17 protein-coding genes are annotated in these 16,521 nt (G+C 64.2%); 9 read left to right on the forward strand and 8 right to left on the reverse strand.

The genetic code is table 11. The features are described from left to right. The first annotated feature begins 3 nt into the window (after positions 1–3). From urtA to ACTYOL_RS02985, 9 genes are all read left to right on the forward strand, one after another. Entirely contained in the window at positions 4–1,248 is a 1,245-nt protein-coding gene (gene urtA, locus ACTYOL_RS02945) for an urea ABC transporter substrate-binding protein (protein ID WP_054892776.1), read from the forward strand. A 66-nt stretch (positions 1,249–1,314) separates the two neighbouring features. Beyond that, positions 1,315–2,232 (forward strand): urea ABC transporter permease subunit UrtB, encoded by a 918-nt coding sequence (urtB, locus tag ACTYOL_RS02950; protein ID WP_054892777.1) that lies wholly within the window; start codon positions 1,315–1,317, stop codon positions 2,230–2,232. Positions 2,233–2,242: 10 nt separating this feature from the next. Next, on the forward strand, positions 2,243–3,430 hold the full coding sequence (gene urtC / locus ACTYOL_RS02955) for an urea ABC transporter permease subunit UrtC (RefSeq protein WP_444757517.1): 1,188 nt from the start codon (positions 2,243–2,245) through the stop codon (positions 3,428–3,430). Further along, a complete protein-coding gene (gene urtD / locus ACTYOL_RS02960; RefSeq protein ID WP_054892779.1) occupies positions 3,427–4,185 on the forward strand; it encodes an urea ABC transporter ATP-binding protein UrtD in 759 nt (252 codons plus the stop codon). The genes urtC and urtD overlap by 4 nt, the downstream gene beginning before the upstream one ends. A gap of 10 nt (positions 4,186–4,195) precedes the next feature. Further along, positions 4,196–4,885 carry an urea ABC transporter ATP-binding subunit UrtE gene (gene urtE / locus ACTYOL_RS02965; protein WP_054892780.1) on the forward strand — a complete coding sequence of 230 codons (690 nt, stop codon included), beginning with the start codon at positions 4,196–4,198 and terminating at the stop codon, positions 4,883–4,885. Positions 4,886–4,979: 94 nt separating this feature from the next. Next, entirely contained in the window at positions 4,980–6,209 is a 1,230-nt protein-coding gene (gene fmdA / locus ACTYOL_RS02970; protein WP_063542572.1) for a formamidase, read from the forward strand. A 12-nt stretch (positions 6,210–6,221) separates the two neighbouring features. Continuing rightward, the gene (locus ACTYOL_RS02975; RefSeq protein ID WP_054892782.1) at positions 6,222–6,566 is read left to right on the forward strand and encodes an FmdB family zinc ribbon protein; all 345 of its coding nucleotides are present in this window, start codon (positions 6,222–6,224) and stop codon (positions 6,564–6,566) included. A gap of 15 nt (positions 6,567–6,581) precedes the next feature. After that, a complete protein-coding gene (locus ACTYOL_RS02980) occupies positions 6,582–7,625 on the forward strand; it encodes an aliphatic amidase (RefSeq protein ID WP_054892783.1) in 1,044 nt (347 codons plus the stop codon). A gap of 3 nt (positions 7,626–7,628) precedes the next feature. Further along, the gene (locus tag ACTYOL_RS02985) at positions 7,629–8,606 is read left to right on the forward strand and encodes an AAA family ATPase (RefSeq protein WP_054892784.1); all 978 of its coding nucleotides are present in this window, start codon (positions 7,629–7,631) and stop codon (positions 8,604–8,606) included. A 309-nt stretch (positions 8,607–8,915) separates the two neighbouring features. Here ACTYOL_RS02985 and ACTYOL_RS02990 read toward each other — a convergent pair whose 3' ends face one another. The 8 genes from ACTYOL_RS02990 to eat all read right to left on the reverse strand — a co-directional run bounded on the left by ACTYOL_RS02990 (position 8,916) and on the right by eat (position 16,482). Then, positions 8,916–9,602: a LexA family transcriptional regulator gene (locus ACTYOL_RS02990; protein ID WP_444757518.1), complete on the reverse strand. Its 687-nt coding sequence runs from the start codon at positions 9,600–9,602 to the stop codon at positions 8,916–8,918. 223 nt (positions 9,603–9,825) lie between these two features. Further along, positions 9,826–10,353, reverse strand: coding sequence for an inorganic diphosphatase (ppa, locus tag ACTYOL_RS02995; RefSeq protein ID WP_003255365.1), 528 nt, complete (start codon positions 10,351–10,353; stop codon positions 9,826–9,828). Between the two features lie 93 nt (positions 10,354–10,446). Then, positions 10,447–11,262 (reverse strand): M90 family metallopeptidase, encoded by an 816-nt coding sequence (locus tag ACTYOL_RS03000; protein WP_153774442.1) that lies wholly within the window; start codon positions 11,260–11,262, stop codon positions 10,447–10,449. Positions 11,263–11,268: 6 nt separating this feature from the next. Further along, entirely contained in the window at positions 11,269–11,916 is a 648-nt protein-coding gene (locus ACTYOL_RS03005; RefSeq protein WP_054892787.1) for a DedA family protein, read from the reverse strand. 279 nt (positions 11,917–12,195) lie between these two features. Continuing rightward, positions 12,196–12,654 (reverse strand): GNAT family N-acetyltransferase, encoded by a 459-nt coding sequence (locus ACTYOL_RS03010; RefSeq protein WP_054892789.1) that lies wholly within the window; start codon positions 12,652–12,654, stop codon positions 12,196–12,198. 108 nt (positions 12,655–12,762) lie between these two features. Then, a complete protein-coding gene (gene eutC, locus ACTYOL_RS03015; protein WP_444757519.1) occupies positions 12,763–13,581 on the reverse strand; it encodes an ethanolamine ammonia-lyase subunit EutC in 819 nt (272 codons plus the stop codon). 8 nt (positions 13,582–13,589) lie between these two features. Further along, complete coding sequence (locus ACTYOL_RS03020) at positions 13,590–14,984, reverse strand: ethanolamine ammonia-lyase subunit EutB (RefSeq protein WP_065861503.1); 1,395 nt, start codon at positions 14,982–14,984, stop codon at positions 13,590–13,592. 49 nt (positions 14,985–15,033) lie between these two features. Further along, complete coding sequence (eat, locus tag ACTYOL_RS03025; RefSeq protein ID WP_054892792.1) at positions 15,034–16,482, reverse strand: ethanolamine permease; 1,449 nt, start codon at positions 16,480–16,482, stop codon at positions 15,034–15,036. Positions 16,483–16,521: the final 39 nt, after the last annotated feature.

Below are 16,521 nucleotides of genomic sequence, written 5' to 3' on the forward strand. Positions count from 1 at the left end.
AGCATGGAACCACGATTGATCCGCACCAAAGGTCTGTTGCCGCGCCGCCTGGCGCTGGGCGCCGCCGCGCTGTCGCTGCTGGCGGCGAGCGTGTTCAGCCAGGGCGCACTGGCCGACGAGGCCAATAGCACCGGCCTGGCCGTCACTGCCACCGAAGTCACGGTCGGTCAGTTGCATTCGGCCACCGGCACCATGGCGATTTCCGAAACCGGTTCGATCCAGGCCGAGCGCCTGGCCATCGAGCAGATCAACGCCGCAGGCGGCGTGCTGGGTCGGCAGATCAAGGTGGTCCAGGAAGATGGCGCTTCCGATTGGCCGACCTTCGCCGAAAAAGCCAAGAAGCTGCTGGTCAACGACAAGGTCGCCACGGTGTTCGGCTGCTGGACCTCGGCCTCGCGCAAGGCCGTGCTGCCGATCTTCGAGAAAGAGAACGGCCTGCTGTACTACCCGACCTTCTACGAAGGCCTGGAACAGTCCAAGAACGTCATCTACACCGGCCAGGAGGCGACCCAGCAGATCCTCGCCAGCCTCGACTGGATCGCCAAGACCAAGGGCGCCAAGACCTTCTACCTGGTCGGTTCGGACTACATCTGGCCACGCACCTCGATGAAGATCGCGCGCAAGCACATCGAGAACGTGCTGCACGGCACGGTGGTCGGCGAGGACTACTACCCGCTGGGCAACACCCAGTTCGGCTCGCTGATCAACAAGGTCAAGCTGAAGAAGCCCGACGTGGTGTTCGCCGCCGTGGTCGGTGGCTCCAACGTGGCCTTCTACAAGCAACTCAACGCCGCCGGCGTGAACGCGGCCAAGCAGACCCTGCTGACCCTGTCGGTGACCGAGGACGAACTGCTGGGGATCGGCGGCGAGAACATGGCCGGTTTCTACGCCTCGATGAAGTACTTCCAGAGCCTCGACAACCCCAACAACAAAGCCTTCGTCGAGGCCTTCAAGGCCAAGTACGGCAAGGACGCGGTGATCGGCGACGTGACCCAGGCCGCCTACCTCGGCCCATGGCTGTGGAAGGCCGCGGTGGAGAAGGCCGGCAGCTTCGACGTCGACAAGGTGGTCGCCGCCTCGCCAGGCATCGAGCTCACCACAGCACCGGAAGGCTACGTGAAGGTGCACGAGAACCATCACCTGTGGAGCAAGACGCGCATCGGCGAAGTGCAGCCCAACGGCCAGTTCAAGGTGGTCTACGAGTCCGACCTGATCGAGCCGAACCCCTTCCCCAAGGGCTACCAGTAATCCCTCGGCCCTCGCCCTGGCATGCCGGGGCGCGGCGCTCCCATCCCACAGCAGGAGACCATCATCATGGAATGGCTATCGGAATTTGGTGCCATCGCGGCGATGCAGGGGTTCAACGGCCTGTCCGTGTTCTGCGTGCTGCTGTTGATGGCACTGGGGCTGGCGATCATCTTTGGCCAGATGGGGGTCATCAACATGGCCCACGGCGAGTTCCTGACCATCGGCGCCTACACCACCTACGTCTGCTCCAGCCTGACCAGCCACTTCGCCCCGGGCTTCCAGCCATACTACTTTTTCTTCGCCATCGCCCTGTCGTTCCTGGTCGCCGGTGCCATCGGCTGGCTGGTGGAGTGGGCGATGATCAGCCGCTTGTACAAGCGCCCGCTCGATACGCTGCTGGCGACCTGGGGCCTGTCGCTGGTCATGCAGCAGACCTTCCGTTCGGTGTTCGGCGCCCGTGAGGTCAGTGCGACGCCGCCGGATTGGCTGATGGGCTCGTTCAACCTCACCGACGCCATCGAGATCCCGCGCAACGGCCTGTTCATGATCGCCCTGACCGTGTTGCTGACGGCGGCCATCTTCGTGCTGCTGTATCGCTCACGCTGGGGCCTGCATGTGCGCGCCACGGTGCAGAACCGCCTGATGAGCCGGGCGGTGGGCATCAACACGCGCAAGGTCGACCGCATGACGTTCGCCCTGGGTTGCGGGGTGGCCGGGGTGGCCGGCGCGGCCTTCACCACCATCGGCTCCACTGGCCCCACCTCGGGCGCGCAGTACATCGTCGACACCTTCCTGGTGGTGGTCTTCGGCGGCGCGCAGAGCCTGTTCGGGACCATGGCCTCGGCCTTCGTCATCGCCCAGACCCAATCGATCTCGGAGTTCTTCCTCAGCGGCTCGATGGCCAAGGTGCTGACCCTCTCCGGGGTGATCCTGATCCTGATGCTGCGCCCGCAAGGGTTGTTCTCCATCAAAGTGCGCAAGTAGAGGCGAGCCGATGAACGTTCTGGACAAGATGCTGGCAGGCAAGCCCAACCTGCTGGGCGTGGCGCTGCTGGCGCTGCTGATTTTCGTGGTGTTCCCGCTGACCTTGGACGCCTTCCGCCTGAACATGGTGGGCAAGTACCTGACCTATGCCTTCGTTGCCGTGGGCCTGGTGTTGTGCTGGGGCTACGGCGGCATCCTCAGCCTGGGGCATGGGGTGTTCTTCGGCGTGGGCGGGTACTGCATGGCGATGTTTCTCAAGCTTGAAGCCTCCGACCCGGTCAGCACCAAGATCCAGACCACGCCGGGCATCCCCGACTTCATGGACTGGAACCAGCTCACCGAGCTGCCGCTGTTCTGGGTGCCGTTCAACAGCTTCGGTTTCACCCTGCTGGCGGTGATCCTGGTGCCGGTGCTGCTGGCCTTCGTGATTGGCATGGCGCTGTTCAAGCGGCGGGTGGGCGACGTGTACTTCTCCATCGTCACCCAGGCCATCGCGCTGATCCTCACCGTGCTGATCATCGGCCAGCAGGGCCTGACCGGTGGCGTCAACGGCATCACCGACCTCAAGACCCTGATGGGCTGGGACCTGCGTACCGACAGCGCCAAGCTGATCCTGTACTTCATCAACGCCGCGCTGCTGTTCGGCTGCATCTTCATTGGCCGCTTCGTGCTGAGGTCCAAGCTGGGCCGGCTGTTGATGGCGATGCGCGACAAGGAGGAGCGGGTCCGGTTCTCCGGTTACGACGTGGCGACCTTCAAGATCTTCGTGTTCTGCATCGCTGCGGCGTTCTCGGCCATCGGCGGGGCGATGTTCGCCCTGCAGGTCGGCTTCATGTCGCCCTCGTTCGTCGGCATCGTGCCCTCTATCGAGATGGTCATCTTTACCGCTGTCGGCGGGCGCATGTCACTGCTGGGCGCGGTGTATGGCGCGCTGCTGGTGAACTACGGCAAGACCTACTTTTCCGAGTCGCTCCCCGAGCTGTGGTTGTACCTGATGGGCGGGCTGTTCATCGCCGTGGTCATGTACTTCCCCAACGGCCTGGCCGGGCTGTGGGACAGCCACGGGCGCCAGGCCCTGGCACGTTGGCTGCGACGTACACCACGACCGGCACCTGTACCCGAGGCCGTGGCGCCGGCGAGCCGTCCTGGCACACCGAGCGTTGCACCTGAACCTGCTTCCCTGGAGACCCAGCCATGAGCCCCATCGGTTTCGAGATGAAGAAGCCGGTCCTGGCCATCGAGGGCCTGACCGTATCCTTCGACGGCTTCAAGGCCGTGGACAACCTCAACCTGTACATCGACCGCAACGAGGTGCGCGTGGTGATCGGCCCCAACGGAGCCGGCAAGACCACGGTCCTCGATCTGATCTGCGGCAAGACCCGCGCCACCAGCGGCAGCATCCTGTTCGACGGCAAGGAGCTGACCCGCATGCGCGAGTTCAACATCGTGCGCGCCGGGGTCGGGCGCAAGTTCCAGAACCCGTCGATCTACGAAAACCTCACGGTGTTCGAGAACCTCGAGATGTCGTATCCGGCCGGGCGCAAGGTGTTCGGCGCGCTGTTCTTCAAGCGCAGTGCGGCGGTCGTGGCGCGGGTCGAGGAGGTGGCGCGGGAGATCTTTCTCGGTGACCTGCTCGAGCAGCAGGCCGACCTGCTGTCCCACGGCCAGAAGCAATGGCTGGAGATCGGCATGCTGCTGATGCAGGACCCGGACCTGCTGATGCTCGACGAGCCGGTCGCCGGCATGAGCGTAGGCGAGCGGGTACAGACCGCCGAGCTGCTCAAGCGCATCAGCCAGGGCCGGTCGGTGCTGGTCATCGAGCACGACATGGAGTTCGTCAAGAGCATCGCGCACAAGGTCACCGTGCTGCACCAGGGCAAGGTCCTGGCCGAAGGCAGCATGGAGGCGGTGCAGAACAACCCGAAGGTCGTCGAAGTCTATCTGGGCCACTGAGGAAGCCGGCATGTTCAACGTCAAGCAACTGTCCTGTGGCTACGGCCAGAGCCAGATCCTCCACGACCTCGACCTGGCGGTGGCCAGGCGCGAAATCGTCGCCGTGATGGGGCGTAACGGCATGGGCAAGACTACGCTGTTCAAGAGCCTGATGGGGCTGCTGCCACAGTGGCGCGGCCAGGTCAGCGTCGATGGCCGGGAAGTCTCCGGCCTGGACACCCATGAACGGGTCGAGCACGGCATTGCCTACGTGCCCCAGGGACGGATGATCTTCCCCAGCATGACCGTGCTGGAAAACATCCAGACCGGTCTGCCTGCCTCGGCCAAGGGCCAGGTGCCCGAGGACCTCTATGCACTGTTTCCGGTGCTTCATGACATGCGCGCACGCAAGGGCGGCAACCTCTCCGGCGGACAACAGCAGCAGTTGGCGATTGCCCGTGCCCTGGCGACCAACCCCAAGGTGCTGCTGCTCGATGAGCCGACCGAGGGCATCCAGCCGTCGATCATCAAGGACATCGCCCGCGCCCTGAAAGAGATCCGCGACCTGCGCGACCTGACCATCGTGGTCTCCGAGCAGGTGCTGTCGTTCACCCTCGAGATTGCCGACCGCTTTTTGGTGATCGAGAAGGGCCGCTTCGTGATCGAGGAGACCCGCGCCAACGTCGACGAAGCCACCATCAGCCGTTACCTCTCGGTGTAGCGGGCCTGCTACGTCATCCGACGTATTGGCCGATCCGCACCTGCGTTCAAGACTGTCAGCAATGCACTAAACCTTACTGTCCAGGAGCTTTGCCATGACCGATACCCTGATCAAAGTCGACCTCAACCAGCCCGCCACCGAAAACGAGCAGATCCACAACCGCTGGCACCCGGACATCCCCATGGCCTGCTGGGTCAAGCCGGGCGATGACTTCATCCTCGAGACCTACGACTGGACCGCCGGGGCGATCAAGAACAACGACGATGCCTCGGATGTGCGCGATGTCGACCTGTCGACCGTGCACTACCTGTCCGGCCCGGTGGGCGTGCAGGGCGCCGAGCCGGGTGACCTGCTGGTCGTCGACCTGCTCGACATCGGCGCCAAGGCCGACTCGATGTGGGGCTTCAATGGCTTCTTCTCGCGGCAGAACGGCGGCGGTTTCCTCACCGATCACTTCCCCAGCGCACAAAAGGCGATCTGGGATTTCAAGGGGATGTTCACCAGCTCCCGGCACATCCCTGGGGTGAATTTCGCCGGCCTGATCCACCCCGGGCTGATCGGTTGCCTGCCAGACCCGGTGATGCTCGCCGCCTGGAACCGCCGCGAGCAGGAACTGATCGACACCAACCCCACCCGCGTACCGCCGCTGGCCAACCCGCCGCTGGCCGCCACCGCGCACATGGGCAAGCTCAAGGGCCAGGCCCGTGACGATGCCGCCGCCACCGGCGCGCGCACCGTGCCGCCGCGCGAGCATGGCGGCAACTGCGATATCAAGGACCTGTCGCGGGGCTCGAAGATTTTCTTCCCGGTGTACGTCAAGGGTGCCGGGCTGTCGGTGGGCGACCTGCACTTCAGCCAGGGCGATGGCGAGATTACCTTCTGCGGCGCCATCGAGATGGCCGGCTGGGTGCACATGAAAGTCGAGCTGATCAAGGGCGGCATGGCCAAGTACGGCATCAGGAACCCGGTGTTCAAGCCCAGCCCGATTACCCCGAACTACAAGAACTACCTGATCTTCGAAGGCATCTCGGTGGATGAAAGCGGCCAGCAGCACTACCTGGACGTCAACGTCGCCTATCGCCAGGCTTGCCTGAACGCCATCAATTACCTGACCAAGTTCGGCTATTCCCCGGCCCAGGGCTACGCCTTGCTGGGCTCGGCGCCGGTGCAGGGGCACATCAGCGGCGTGGTGGACATCCCCAACGCCTGCGCCACCCTGTGGCTGCCGACCGAGATCTTCGATTTCGACATCAATCCCAGCGCCAGCGGCCCGACCAGGCACCTGGACGGCAGCGTCGATCTGCCGATCGCCCCGGACCTGTAAGGAGGCGCCGCCATGCCGACCTACGAATATGCCTGCCCCGAGTGCGGCACCTTCAGCATGCTGCGACCGATCGCCCAGCGCCACGAGCCGTGCCAGTGCCCGTATTGCGGCACGGCCGCCGGCGGATTGCAGGTATCGGCGCCGGCACTGGCCACCCTGTCCGCCAGCCAGCGCCAGGCCATCGCCACCAACGAACGCAGCGCCCATGCGCCGCAGACCGTCGCCGAGTACCAGCAGCGGCGCCATCCGGCCGGCTGTGGTTGTTGTTCGCCAAGCAAGGCGGTGGAGCCGACCAAGGCCAACCCACTCGGCCTCAAGAGCAAGACCGGGCCGCGGCCCTGGATGATCAGCCACTGAACGAGGTTCGTTTTCATGCGCCACGGCGATATTTCCAGCAGCCCCGACACCGTCGGCGTTGCTGTCGTGAACTACAAGATGCCGCGCCTGCACAGCAAGGCCGAAGTCATCGATAACGCCCGCAAGATCGGCGAAATGATCAAGGGCATGAAGCAGGGGTTGCCTGGCATGGACCTGGTGGTCTTCCCCGAGTACAGCACCATGGGCATCCTCTATGACCACGACGAGATGATGGCCACTGCCGCGAGCATACCGGGCGAGGAAACTGCGATCTTCTCGGCGGCCTGCCGCGAGGCCAACACCTGGGGGGTGTTTTCCCTGACCGGCGAGCGTCACGAGGAACACCCGCACAAGGCGCCGTACAACACCCTGGTGCTGATCGACAACCAGGGGCAGATCGTCCAGCGCTATCGCAAGTGCATCCCCTGGTGCCCCATCGAGGGCTGGTACCCGGGCGATCGCACCTACGTCTGCGACGGCCCCAAGGGCATGAAGATCAGCCTGATCATCTGCGACGACGGCAACTACCCGGAGATCTGGCGCGATTGCGCGATGAAGGGCGCCGAACTGATCGTGCGCTGCCAGGGCTACATGTACCCGGCCAAGGAACAGCAGGTGCAGATGTCCAAGAGCATGGCCTGGGCCAACAACTGCTACGTCGCGGTGGCCAACGCCGCGGGGTTCGATGGCGTGTACTCGTACTTTGGCCATTCGGCGATCATCGGCTTCGATGGCCGTACCCTGGGGGAGTGTGGTGAGGAGGAGATGGGTATCCAGTACGCCCAGTTGTCGATCTCGCAGATCCGCGATGCGCGTGCCAACGACCAGTCGCAGAACCACCTGTTCAAGTTGCTGCACCGCGGCTACACCGGGGTGTTCGACTCTGGCGACGGCGACAAGGGCGTGGCCGACTGTCCCTTCGAGTTCTACCGCACCTGGGTACTGGATGCGCAGAAAGCCCAGGAGAATGTCGAGCGCATCACCCGGCGTACGGTCGGCGTAGCCGATTGCCCGGTGGGGCAGTTGCCCCACGAAGGCCAAGAACGCAGCGTGGGTTGAGGCATGTCGTCTCTGCAGGCGTGTGCGCCGGTCTCGCGTTTCGTGTTCGAGCCGCAGCAGGTGATGAGCCTGCTGCGCCAGCGCATCGTCGGGCAGGAGGTGGCGCTGGCGGCCGTGGAGGCGCAGCTCAAGGTGCTCAAGGCCGACATCAGCGACCCTGGGCGCCCGCTCGGCGTGAACCTGTTCATGGGCCCGACCGGGGTCGGCAAGACCGAGATCGTGCGTCTGCTCGCCCAGGCCATCCATGGCCGCCCCGACGCGTTGTGTCGCATCGACATGCAGACCCTGGCCCAGGAGCATTACGCCGCGTCGTTGACCGGGGCGCCGCCGGGCTACGTGGGCAGCAAGGAAGGCATCAGCCTGTTCGACGAGACACTGATTGCCGGCAGCTACAGCCGCCCTGGCATCGTGTTGTTCGATGAATTGGAAAAAGCCAGCGACCAGGTGCTGCGCAGCCTGCTGGGCATCCTCGAAAGCGGCCGCCTGACCCTGGCGGGCGGCACCCGCACCCTGGACTTTCGCAACAGCCTGATTTTCATGACCAGCAACGTGGGGGCGCGTGAGGCCGGGCGGCGGATGCGTCGGGGATGGCGGCGATGGCTGGCGCTGTTCGGCGAGTCCGAGGCGCAGGTGCTCGAGCGCGCGCTGCACCAGCGATTCGAACCGGAGTTTCTCAATCGCATCGACCGCATCCTCATGTTCGAGCGCATCGAAGGGCGCTGGCTGGAAGCGTTGCTGGATATCGAGTTGGCCAGGCTGGCGCAGCGCCTGGGGCCTCAGCGCCGCGTGCAGTTGGACGAGTCGGCGCGGGCCTGGCTGATCGCTGGGCACGACGTACGTTTCGGGGCCAGGGCCCTTGGGCGACGCGTGCGGGTGATGCTGGAGCCGGCGATTGCCGACTGTCTGCTGGACGCTGACGGGAAAGGGGATATGAAGGTGACACTGCGCGGCGAACGGCTACTGGTCACGCGCTGCGCCTGAGCAGGGGCAGGGCCGTGGTAGCGAGTCTACCCGCGTAGCAGACAACGCGAAGGGCAAGGATTGCGCGCTGGATTTCGGGCAGTAAAAAGCCGGCTTGTGGCCGGCTCTCGGGGACGGGCTTGGCTAATTTTTGGTAAGCCGCAACCGCCTTAACAGGTTGGCCATCGAGGCCTGAAAAAGATGACAAACGGCCGTGTGGGGCGTCGTCAGGTACTCTGGGATGCGGCTTTTGCCGACCCTCGGCTAAATGTGCCGCGTAGCATACTAGGGCTCGCCAGGGATGCCCAGCGAAAATTGGCACCGGGTGTTTCATACGGGCCGCTGACGGCTGAACCACGACCACCAGAATACCCAACCCAGTACCTGCATGCCCTGGGCGTGGCGTTGGGCCGGGGTGTAGCGCTCGACGGCGTAGTTGCGTCGGTCGTGGCTGTGCAGGCACAGCGTGCCGTTCTGGCTCAGGCTGAGGCTGTGCACCCGCAACCGGCCCTCGTGCATCAGCGCGTAGGTCTGCCCGTCGACCACGCGGGTCAGGCTGCGGTCGATGGCCAGGGCGGCGCCAATGGGGATCAGCGGTGCCATGTTGGCGTCCGGCATATCCAGGCAGATGGCGTTTTCCGGAAGAATGCCAAGCGTCTCCAAGGCCTGGGCCGACACCAACAGGTGGCGATCCGGGTCCGGTATGAGCTGGCCGTCGAGCAGGCGATGGAAATCGACGCAGATCTGCCTGCCGCCATGACCAGGGGGCGCGGTTTCGGGCTGTGGCAGGCCGGGGCGCAGGATCGGACTCGGGTGCTTGGGGCCTTCGCCGCTGCGCAGCCAGTGGCGATAGACGCAGAACAGGTCGGCGATTTCGTCCAGGCGCGCCAGGGGAATACCCCGTTTGAACCAATTGTTCACATGCTGGGGCGTGACATTGCGCTGGGCGGCGAAGTCGGAAGGGGTCAGGCCACATTCCTGCAGGAGGGTCTTGAGACGGTCACCGGAATTGTTCATGGCGGCGAGTCTAGATTGTGGTGCGAGGAGAGGAAATAAACAGGGTGTTTATGCTAAGGGTGGGAATCTGAGGCTGTTGTCGGCTGCTTTTGCAGGGTGATGTGGGATTTCTCTTTTATTTTTGGATGAGACATTTGATGACCCTGCAAGAAAACGGTGTCTGTATCCGAGAGGCATAAAAAAGCCCGGCACAGATGCCGGGCTTTTCATGGCAAGGCAGTCATCAGCCCTTGTAGGCGGCAACCGACTTGGTGATCGCGGCGCGGGCGGCGTCAGCGCCTTCCCAGCCTTCGATCTTGACCCACTTGCCCTTCTCCAGATCCTTGTAGTTGGCGAAGAAGTGCTCGATCTGCTGGATCAGCAGAGCCGGCAGGTCGGTGTACTCTTTCACGTCGACGTACAGCTGCGACAGCTTGTCGTGCGGTACGGCGATGACCTTGGCGTCGCCGCCGCCGTCGTCGGTCATGTTCAGTACGCCGACCGGACGGGCGCGGATCACCGAGCCTGGGGCGACCGGGTACGGGGTGACGACCAGCACGTCCAGCGGATCACCGTCGTCGGCCAGGGTGTTGGGGATGAAGCCGTAGTTGGCTGGGTAGAACATCGGGGTCGCCATGAAACGGTCGACGAACAGGGTATCGCTGTCCTTGTCGATCTCGTATTTGATCGGCGCGTGGTTGGCAGGGATCTCGATGGCGACGTAGATGTCGTTCGGCAGGTCCTTGCCCGCAGGAATCTTGCTGTAGCTCATTGGGCTTTGCCCCCGTGATTGACCAAAAAAGTGGCGGCGATTATAGGCACATTCCGCCAGCGCATGCCACGGTCGGCCTGATGTGCGGGCGTATCAGGAGGGGGCGTCGCGGTACTGCGGGTGTTCGGCCTGCAGGCGTGTCAGGCGGGCCAGCGGGTCCTGGCGATAGAACAGCGACAATTGCCGGTACACCTGTGGATAACTCTCGTGCAGCAGGTCTGGAGCACTGAAGAAGTATTCACTGGTCACGGCGAAGAATTCGGCCGGATTTTCCGCAGCGTAGGGATCGATGGCCGTTTCCAGGTCAGGGTTGGCGTCGAGCTGGCGGTTGAGGTCGTCGTAGGCCTGCTGCATGGCGTGGGCCCAGGCATTGACGTCCATGCCCGGGTGCAGGGGCGGCAGGCCGTTGGCGTCGCCGTTGAGCATGTCGAGCTTGTGCGCCAGCTCGTGGATCACCAAGTTGTAGGCTTCCCAACCGCCGCTGGCCTCGACGCCGGCCCAGGCCATGATCACCGGGCCCTGCTGCCAGGCCTCGCCGCTGTGTTCGCCGTCCCACACATGCTCGACACCACTGGCATCGCGGTGGCGCTGGGGGCTCTTGAAGTCGTCGGGGTAGAGGATGATCTCGTGAAAGCCCTGGTACCAGTTCAGCTCGCCCAGGTGCAGCAGTGGAAGCTGGGCCTGGGCCGCGAGGAACAGGCGCTGCTCGTCGTCCAGCTCGACGCCGGGCAGGGTAGTGAGGTGCTTGTCGTAGAGAAACAGCACGCTGGCCTCGCGCAGCCAGCGGTCTTCCTCGTCGCTGATGCCGTCGAGCAGGGGCAGGCGGTCACGGATCGCCTGCCACAGCGCTTGATCGACCTGGTAGCGCGCCAGGGTGCGCTTGCGCCGCCAGGCGCTGAACGACCACATGGACGGTCAGTGGGCCTTGGCGGTACGGCCCAGTCGGCCACGCAGCAGGCCCAGGATCATCGGCACCAGCGACAGGACGATGATGGCCACGACCATCAGCGACAGGTGCTGCTTGATGAAAGGCACGTTACCGAAGAAGTAGCCCAGGGTGACCAGGCCGCCAACCCACAGCAGGGTGCCGGCGACGCTGAAACCGAGGAAACGCGGGTAGTGCATGTGGGCAATGCCGGCGACGAACGGGGCGAAGGTGCGCAGGATGGGCAGGAAGCGGGCAAGGGTGACGGTCTTGCCGCCGTGGCGCTCGTAGAATTCGTGGGTGCGCTGCAGGTAGTCGCGGCGGAAGATCTTCGAGTTCGGGTTGCGGAACAGGCGTTCCCCGGCCGTTCGTCCGATCACGTAGTTGGTGCTGTCGCCGAGGATCGCGGCGACCATCAGCAGGCCGGCGAGCAGTACCGGATCCATGCCACCGCCCGCGGCCACGGCGCCGGCGATGAACAGCAGCGAATCGCCCGGCAGGAAGGGCATGACCACCAGGCCGGTCTCGCAGAAGATCACCGCGAACAGGATGGCGTAGATCCAGGGACCATAGTTGGTCACCAGCAGGTCGAGGTAGGCATCGAGATGCAGGATAAGGTCCAGCGGGTTGAATTCCATGTACAGCACCTGTTGTCTTGACCCGCTTCCACGGGCGCGCGATGACGGACGACGTCATTTTGCGTGGGCATGTTCACCGGTGGATGGGTAACTTTTCACACATGACGAATGGGGCATTATACGGCGAAGTCGTGAAGATGCCCGGGGAGTTTGTAGCGGGGGGTTACGGGGCGGCGCGAGCCGTCCCCCGCAGGGTGGACGGCACTGGCCTTCAGATCTGAACAGGACTGTTGCTTGCAATAGGAGGCACGTCAAGCAATTTCAGATGAGCCCGGTCGGTCAATCCTGGCTGATCGGCAGGACGTAGTTCTCGAACTCGGTATCCTTGCGAAAGCCCATGGACTCGTAGGTCTTCATCGCTACCTCGTTGTCGCTGCTGGTGGATACGCGCATGCGCACGGCGTTGGTTTCCTTCGCCATCTTCTTGGCTTCGCGCATCAGGTGGTCGGCCACCAGCATGCGTCGGGAATCCTCGGCAACGTAGATATCGTTGAGGATCCACACACGTTTGAGCGACAGCGAGGAAAAACTCGGGTAGAGCTGGCAGAAACCCAGCAGCTTGCTGTTGTCGTCATCCGGCAGGGCCAGGTAGATCACCGATTCACCGCGTTTCAGGCGCTTCTCGAGAAAACTGCGCGAGGTGTCCGGGTAGGGCAGTTGCCCATAGAACTCGCGATAGGTGACGAACAGCGGGGTGAGCAGGTCGAGGTGTTCCAGGGTTGCCTTGATGATGCGCATGAGCAGGCCTCAGAGTCCATGTGGGAACGGGGGGATGCAAGCTGCCTCGTACCGGCATGCTGCCCCAAGCCAGCCTAGAAGCGCAATCCGCCTTGGGTTACATGTTTTCTACCCTTCACCGAGCAGGAAGTTTCCGCATTTGCTGGACGAGTTTTCGCTGTCGATGCTGTGGACCTCGGCTTCATCCTTCAGGTTCACCCCTGAAAGCTGCCGGCGACAGGCCTCGCGCATCAGGTACAGCAGGCGATGCGCGGCCATGCCGTAGCTCAGGCCTTCCAGGCGCACGTTGGAGATACAGTTGCGGTAGGCGTCGGTCAGGCCCACTTTCGGGGCGTAGGTGAAGTACAGGCCCAGGCTGTCGGGCGAGCTCAGGCCAGGGCGTTCGCCGATCAGCATCACGGTCATCCGCGCACCGAGCAGCTCGCCGACTTCGTCGGCCACCGCGACTCGGCCCTGTTCCACCAGGATCACCGGGGCGCTGCTCCAGCCATCGGCGGCGGCCTGTTCCTCGAAGCGGCTCAGCAAGGGCAGCGTGTGGCGATGCACGGCCAATGCCGAGAGGCCGTCGGCCACCACGATTGCCAGATCGACGCCGCCCGGGTTGGCCTGGGCGTGTTCACGCAGTTTCAGTGCCGAGTCGTCGCTCAGGCGACGCCCAAGGTCAGGACGCTGCAGATACTGGTGACGATCGGCGGCGGCGCTGTGCAGCAACAGGCTTTCACGGCCACGGTCGCTCAGTTGCTGGCGCAGGCCGGCATGGTCGAAGGGCAGGTGCACCGCATCGCGGGCCTGGGCGTGGGCGAACTGGAAATCCAGCTGCGCCCCGGTCGGCAGGCTGGTACCGGTACGGCCCAGGGCGATGCGCGCGGGCGTCAGGTTGCGCAGGGCCAGCCAGGGATTGTCATGCGTGGGGGTAGGTCGGTCCATGGTCGTCCCTATGCGAGCTGCGCCAACGCGTGGCGGAAGGCCGGAGGCAGGTTGTCGCCGAAGCGTACCCGGCCGTCGGCCTGGGTGAAGATGCCGGTGCGTTCCAGCCAGGCCTCGAATTCCGGGCCGGGTTTCAGGCCGAGCGTCTGGCGCGCGTAGAGCGCGTCGTGGAACGAGGTGGTCTGGTAGTTGAGCATGATGTCGTCGGAGCCAGGGATGCCCATGATGAAGTTGATCCCGGCGACACCGAGCAGGGTCAGCAAGGTGTCCATGTCATCCTGGTCGGCTTCGGCGTGGTTGGTGTAGCAGATGTCGCAACCCATCGGCACGCCGAGCAGCTTGCCGCAGAAGTGGTCTTCCAGGCCGGCGCGGATGATCTGCTTGCCGTTGTACAGGTACTCCGGGCCGATGAAACCGACCACGGTGTTGACCAGGAATGGCTTGAAATGCCGCGCCACGGCGTAGGCGCGGGTCTCGCAGGTTTGTTGATCGACGCCGTGGTGGGCGTTGGCCGACAGCGCGCTGCCCTGGCCGGTCTCGAAGTACATGAGGTTCTGCCCGAGGGTGCCGCGCTTGAGCGATAGCCCTGCCTCGTAGCCTTCCTGGAGTACGTTGAGGTTGATGCCGAAGCCAGCGTTGGCGGCCTCGGTGCCGGCGATGGACTGGAACACCAGGTCCAGCGGCACGCCGCGGTTGATCGCCTCGATCGAGGTGGTGACGTGGGTGAGCACGCAGGCCTGGGTGGGAATGTCGTAGCGCTGGATGATCGCGTCGAGCATTTCCAGCAGTGCACAGATCGAGGCGATGCTGTCGGTCGCCGGGTTGATGCCGATCATGGCGTCGCCGTTGCCGTACAGCAGGCCGTCGAGGATGCTGGCGGCGATGCCGGCGGGTTCGTCGGTGGGGTGGTTGGGCTGCAGACGGGTCGACAGCCGCCCGCGCAAGCCCATGGTGCCACGAAACGCGGTGACCACGCGGATCTTCTGTGCCACCAGCACCAGGTCCTGGACGCGCATGATCTTCGACACGGCGGCGGCCATTTCCGGTGTCAGGCCGGGGGCCAGGGCGCGCAGGCTGGCTTCGTCGGCCGCTTCGCTGAGCAGCCAGTCACGCAGGCCGCCGACGGTGAGGTGGCTGACCGGGGCGAACGCGGCGGCGTCATGGGTGTCGATGATCAGCCGGGTGATCTCGTCCTGTTCGTAGGGGATCAGCGCTTCGCTGAGAAAGTGATTGAGCGGGATGTTGGCCAGGGCCATCTGCGCGGCGACCCGTTCGCCGTCGTTGGCGGCGGCGACGCCGGCCAGGAAGTCGCCCGAACGCGCCGGACTGGCCTTGGCCATGACTTCCTTGAGGCTGTCGAAGCGGTAGACCAGATTGCCTACCGTGTGTACGAAACTTGCCATACAGAATCTCCAGAGCGCCGCAGGGCTGGCCTGCGGCGTAAGTCGGCGATCAGTGCAAGGCCTCTTCGGCCTTCTGGATCGCGGCGAATTCCTCTTCCGGCGTCCCGGCCACCAGATGGTGACGACTGTAGAAAGCAAAGTAGGCAATTAATACCGCATAGATCACGGCAGCGCCAATCACCACGCGTGGGTCGACCAGGAAGCCGGCGACCACGGCGATGCAGGCCAGCACCAGGGCTACGCCCGAGGTGAAGATGCCGCCGGGGGTACGGTACGGGCGCTCCATCTTCGGTCGACGAATGCGCAGGGTGATGTGCGCGGCCATCATCAGTACGTAGGACAGGGTGGCGCCGAACACCGCGACCAGGATCAGCAGGTCACCCTGGCCGGTCAGCGACAGGGCGAATCCGATGATGCCGGGGATCACCAGGGCCAGCACCGGCGCCTTGCTCTTGTTGGTTTGCGAGAGCTTGCGCGGCAGGTAGCCCGCGCGCGAAAGCGCGAAGATCTGCCGCGAATAGGCGTAGATGATCGAGAAGAAGCTGGCGATCAGCCCAGCCAGGCCGACCAGGTTGACGAAGCCGCCCATCCAGGTCGAGCCGCCGTACGCCTTCGACAGTGCCTCGACCAGCGGGTTGCCCGAAGCCTTGAGTGCTTCGGAGCCGGCGCCGCCGGGGCCGACCACCAGGATCAGCAAGGCGAAGGCCAGCAGCACCAGCATCGCGCCGATCAGGCCGCGGGGCAGGTCGCGCTTGGGGTTCTTGGTCTCTTCTGCGGCCAGGGGCACGCCTTCGACGGCGAGGAAGAACCAGATCGCATAGGGGATCGCCGCCCAGATGCCGACATAGCCGAATGGCAGGAAGCTGCTGGCGCCGACGGCGTCGGTCTTGGCGATGTCGAACAGGTTGGCTGCATCAAAATGGGGCACCATGCCGATCAGGAACACCGCCAGTGCAATCGCAGCGACGGCGGTGATGATGAACATCAGCTTCAGCGCCTCGCCGACCCCGAAGATGTGGATGCCGATGAAGACGATGTAGAACGCCAGGTAGATCATCCAGCCGCCGATGCCGAACAGCGATTGGCAGTAGGCGCCGATGAACACGGCGATGGCGGCGGGGGCGATGGCGTATTCGATGAGGATCGCCGTGCCGGTGAGAAAGCCGCCCCAGGGCCCGAACGCGCTGCGGGCGAAGCCGTAGCCACCGCCAGCGGTGGGTATCATCGAGGACAGTTCGGCCAGCGAGAAGCACATGCACAGGTACATGGTGGCCATCAGCAGCGTGGCCAGGAACATGCCGCCCCAGCCACCTTGGGCGAGGCCGAAGTTCCAGCCGGCGTAGTCGCCGGAAATCACGTAGGCCACGCCCAGGCCCACCAGCAGGACCCAGCCTGCGGCGCCTTTTTTCAGTTCACGCTGCTGGAAATAGTCGGAGCCGACTTTCTCGAAATCTACGGAAGAACTTGCCGGCGTGCCGGCGGATTGATCGCTTGGCATGGATTCACCTGTTGTTTTTTTGCGGGCCGGAAGGGGTTC

Source organism: Pseudomonas sp. A014 (genome assembly GCF_052378495.1).
GTDB lineage: Bacteria > Pseudomonadota > Gammaproteobacteria > Pseudomonadales > Pseudomonadaceae > Aquipseudomonas > Aquipseudomonas machongensis.

Coding starts and splice junctions, on each gene's coding strand:
- urtA (WP_054892776.1), top strand. CDS start 4: ATGGAACCACGATTGATCCGCACCAAAGGTCTGTTGCCGCGCCGCCTG.
- urtB (WP_054892777.1), top strand. CDS start 1,315: ATGGAATGGCTATCGGAATTTGGTGCCATCGCGGCGATGCAGGGGTTC.
- urtC (WP_444757517.1), top strand. CDS start 2,243: ATGAACGTTCTGGACAAGATGCTGGCAGGCAAGCCCAACCTGCTGGGC.
- urtD (WP_054892779.1), top strand. CDS start 3,427: ATGAGCCCCATCGGTTTCGAGATGAAGAAGCCGGTCCTGGCCATCGAG.
- urtE (WP_054892780.1), top strand. CDS start 4,196: ATGTTCAACGTCAAGCAACTGTCCTGTGGCTACGGCCAGAGCCAGATC.
- fmdA (WP_063542572.1), top strand. CDS start 4,980: ATGACCGATACCCTGATCAAAGTCGACCTCAACCAGCCCGCCACCGAA.
- ACTYOL_RS02975 (WP_054892782.1), top strand. CDS start 6,222: ATGCCGACCTACGAATATGCCTGCCCCGAGTGCGGCACCTTCAGCATG.
- ACTYOL_RS02980 (WP_054892783.1), top strand. CDS start 6,582: ATGCGCCACGGCGATATTTCCAGCAGCCCCGACACCGTCGGCGTTGCT.
- ACTYOL_RS02985 (WP_054892784.1), top strand. CDS start 7,629: ATGTCGTCTCTGCAGGCGTGTGCGCCGGTCTCGCGTTTCGTGTTCGAG.
- ACTYOL_RS02990 (WP_444757518.1), bottom strand. CDS start 9,602: ATGAACAATTCCGGTGACCGTCTCAAGACCCTCCTGCAGGAATGTGGC.
- ppa (WP_003255365.1), bottom strand. CDS start 10,353: ATGAGCTACAGCAAGATTCCTGCGGGCAAGGACCTGCCGAACGACATC.
- ACTYOL_RS03000 (WP_153774442.1), bottom strand. CDS start 11,262: ATGTGGTCGTTCAGCGCCTGGCGGCGCAAGCGCACCCTGGCGCGCTAC.
- ACTYOL_RS03005 (WP_054892787.1), bottom strand. CDS start 11,916: ATGGAATTCAACCCGCTGGACCTTATCCTGCATCTCGATGCCTACCTC.
- ACTYOL_RS03010 (WP_054892789.1), bottom strand. CDS start 12,654: ATGCGCATCATCAAGGCAACCCTGGAACACCTCGACCTGCTCACCCCG.
- eutC (WP_444757519.1), bottom strand. CDS start 13,581: ATGGACCGACCTACCCCCACGCATGACAATCCCTGGCTGGCCCTGCGC.
- ACTYOL_RS03020 (WP_065861503.1), bottom strand. CDS start 14,984: ATGGCAAGTTTCGTACACACGGTAGGCAATCTGGTCTACCGCTTCGAC.
- eat (WP_054892792.1), bottom strand. CDS start 16,482: ATGCCAAGCGATCAATCCGCCGGCACGCCGGCAAGTTCTTCCGTAGAT.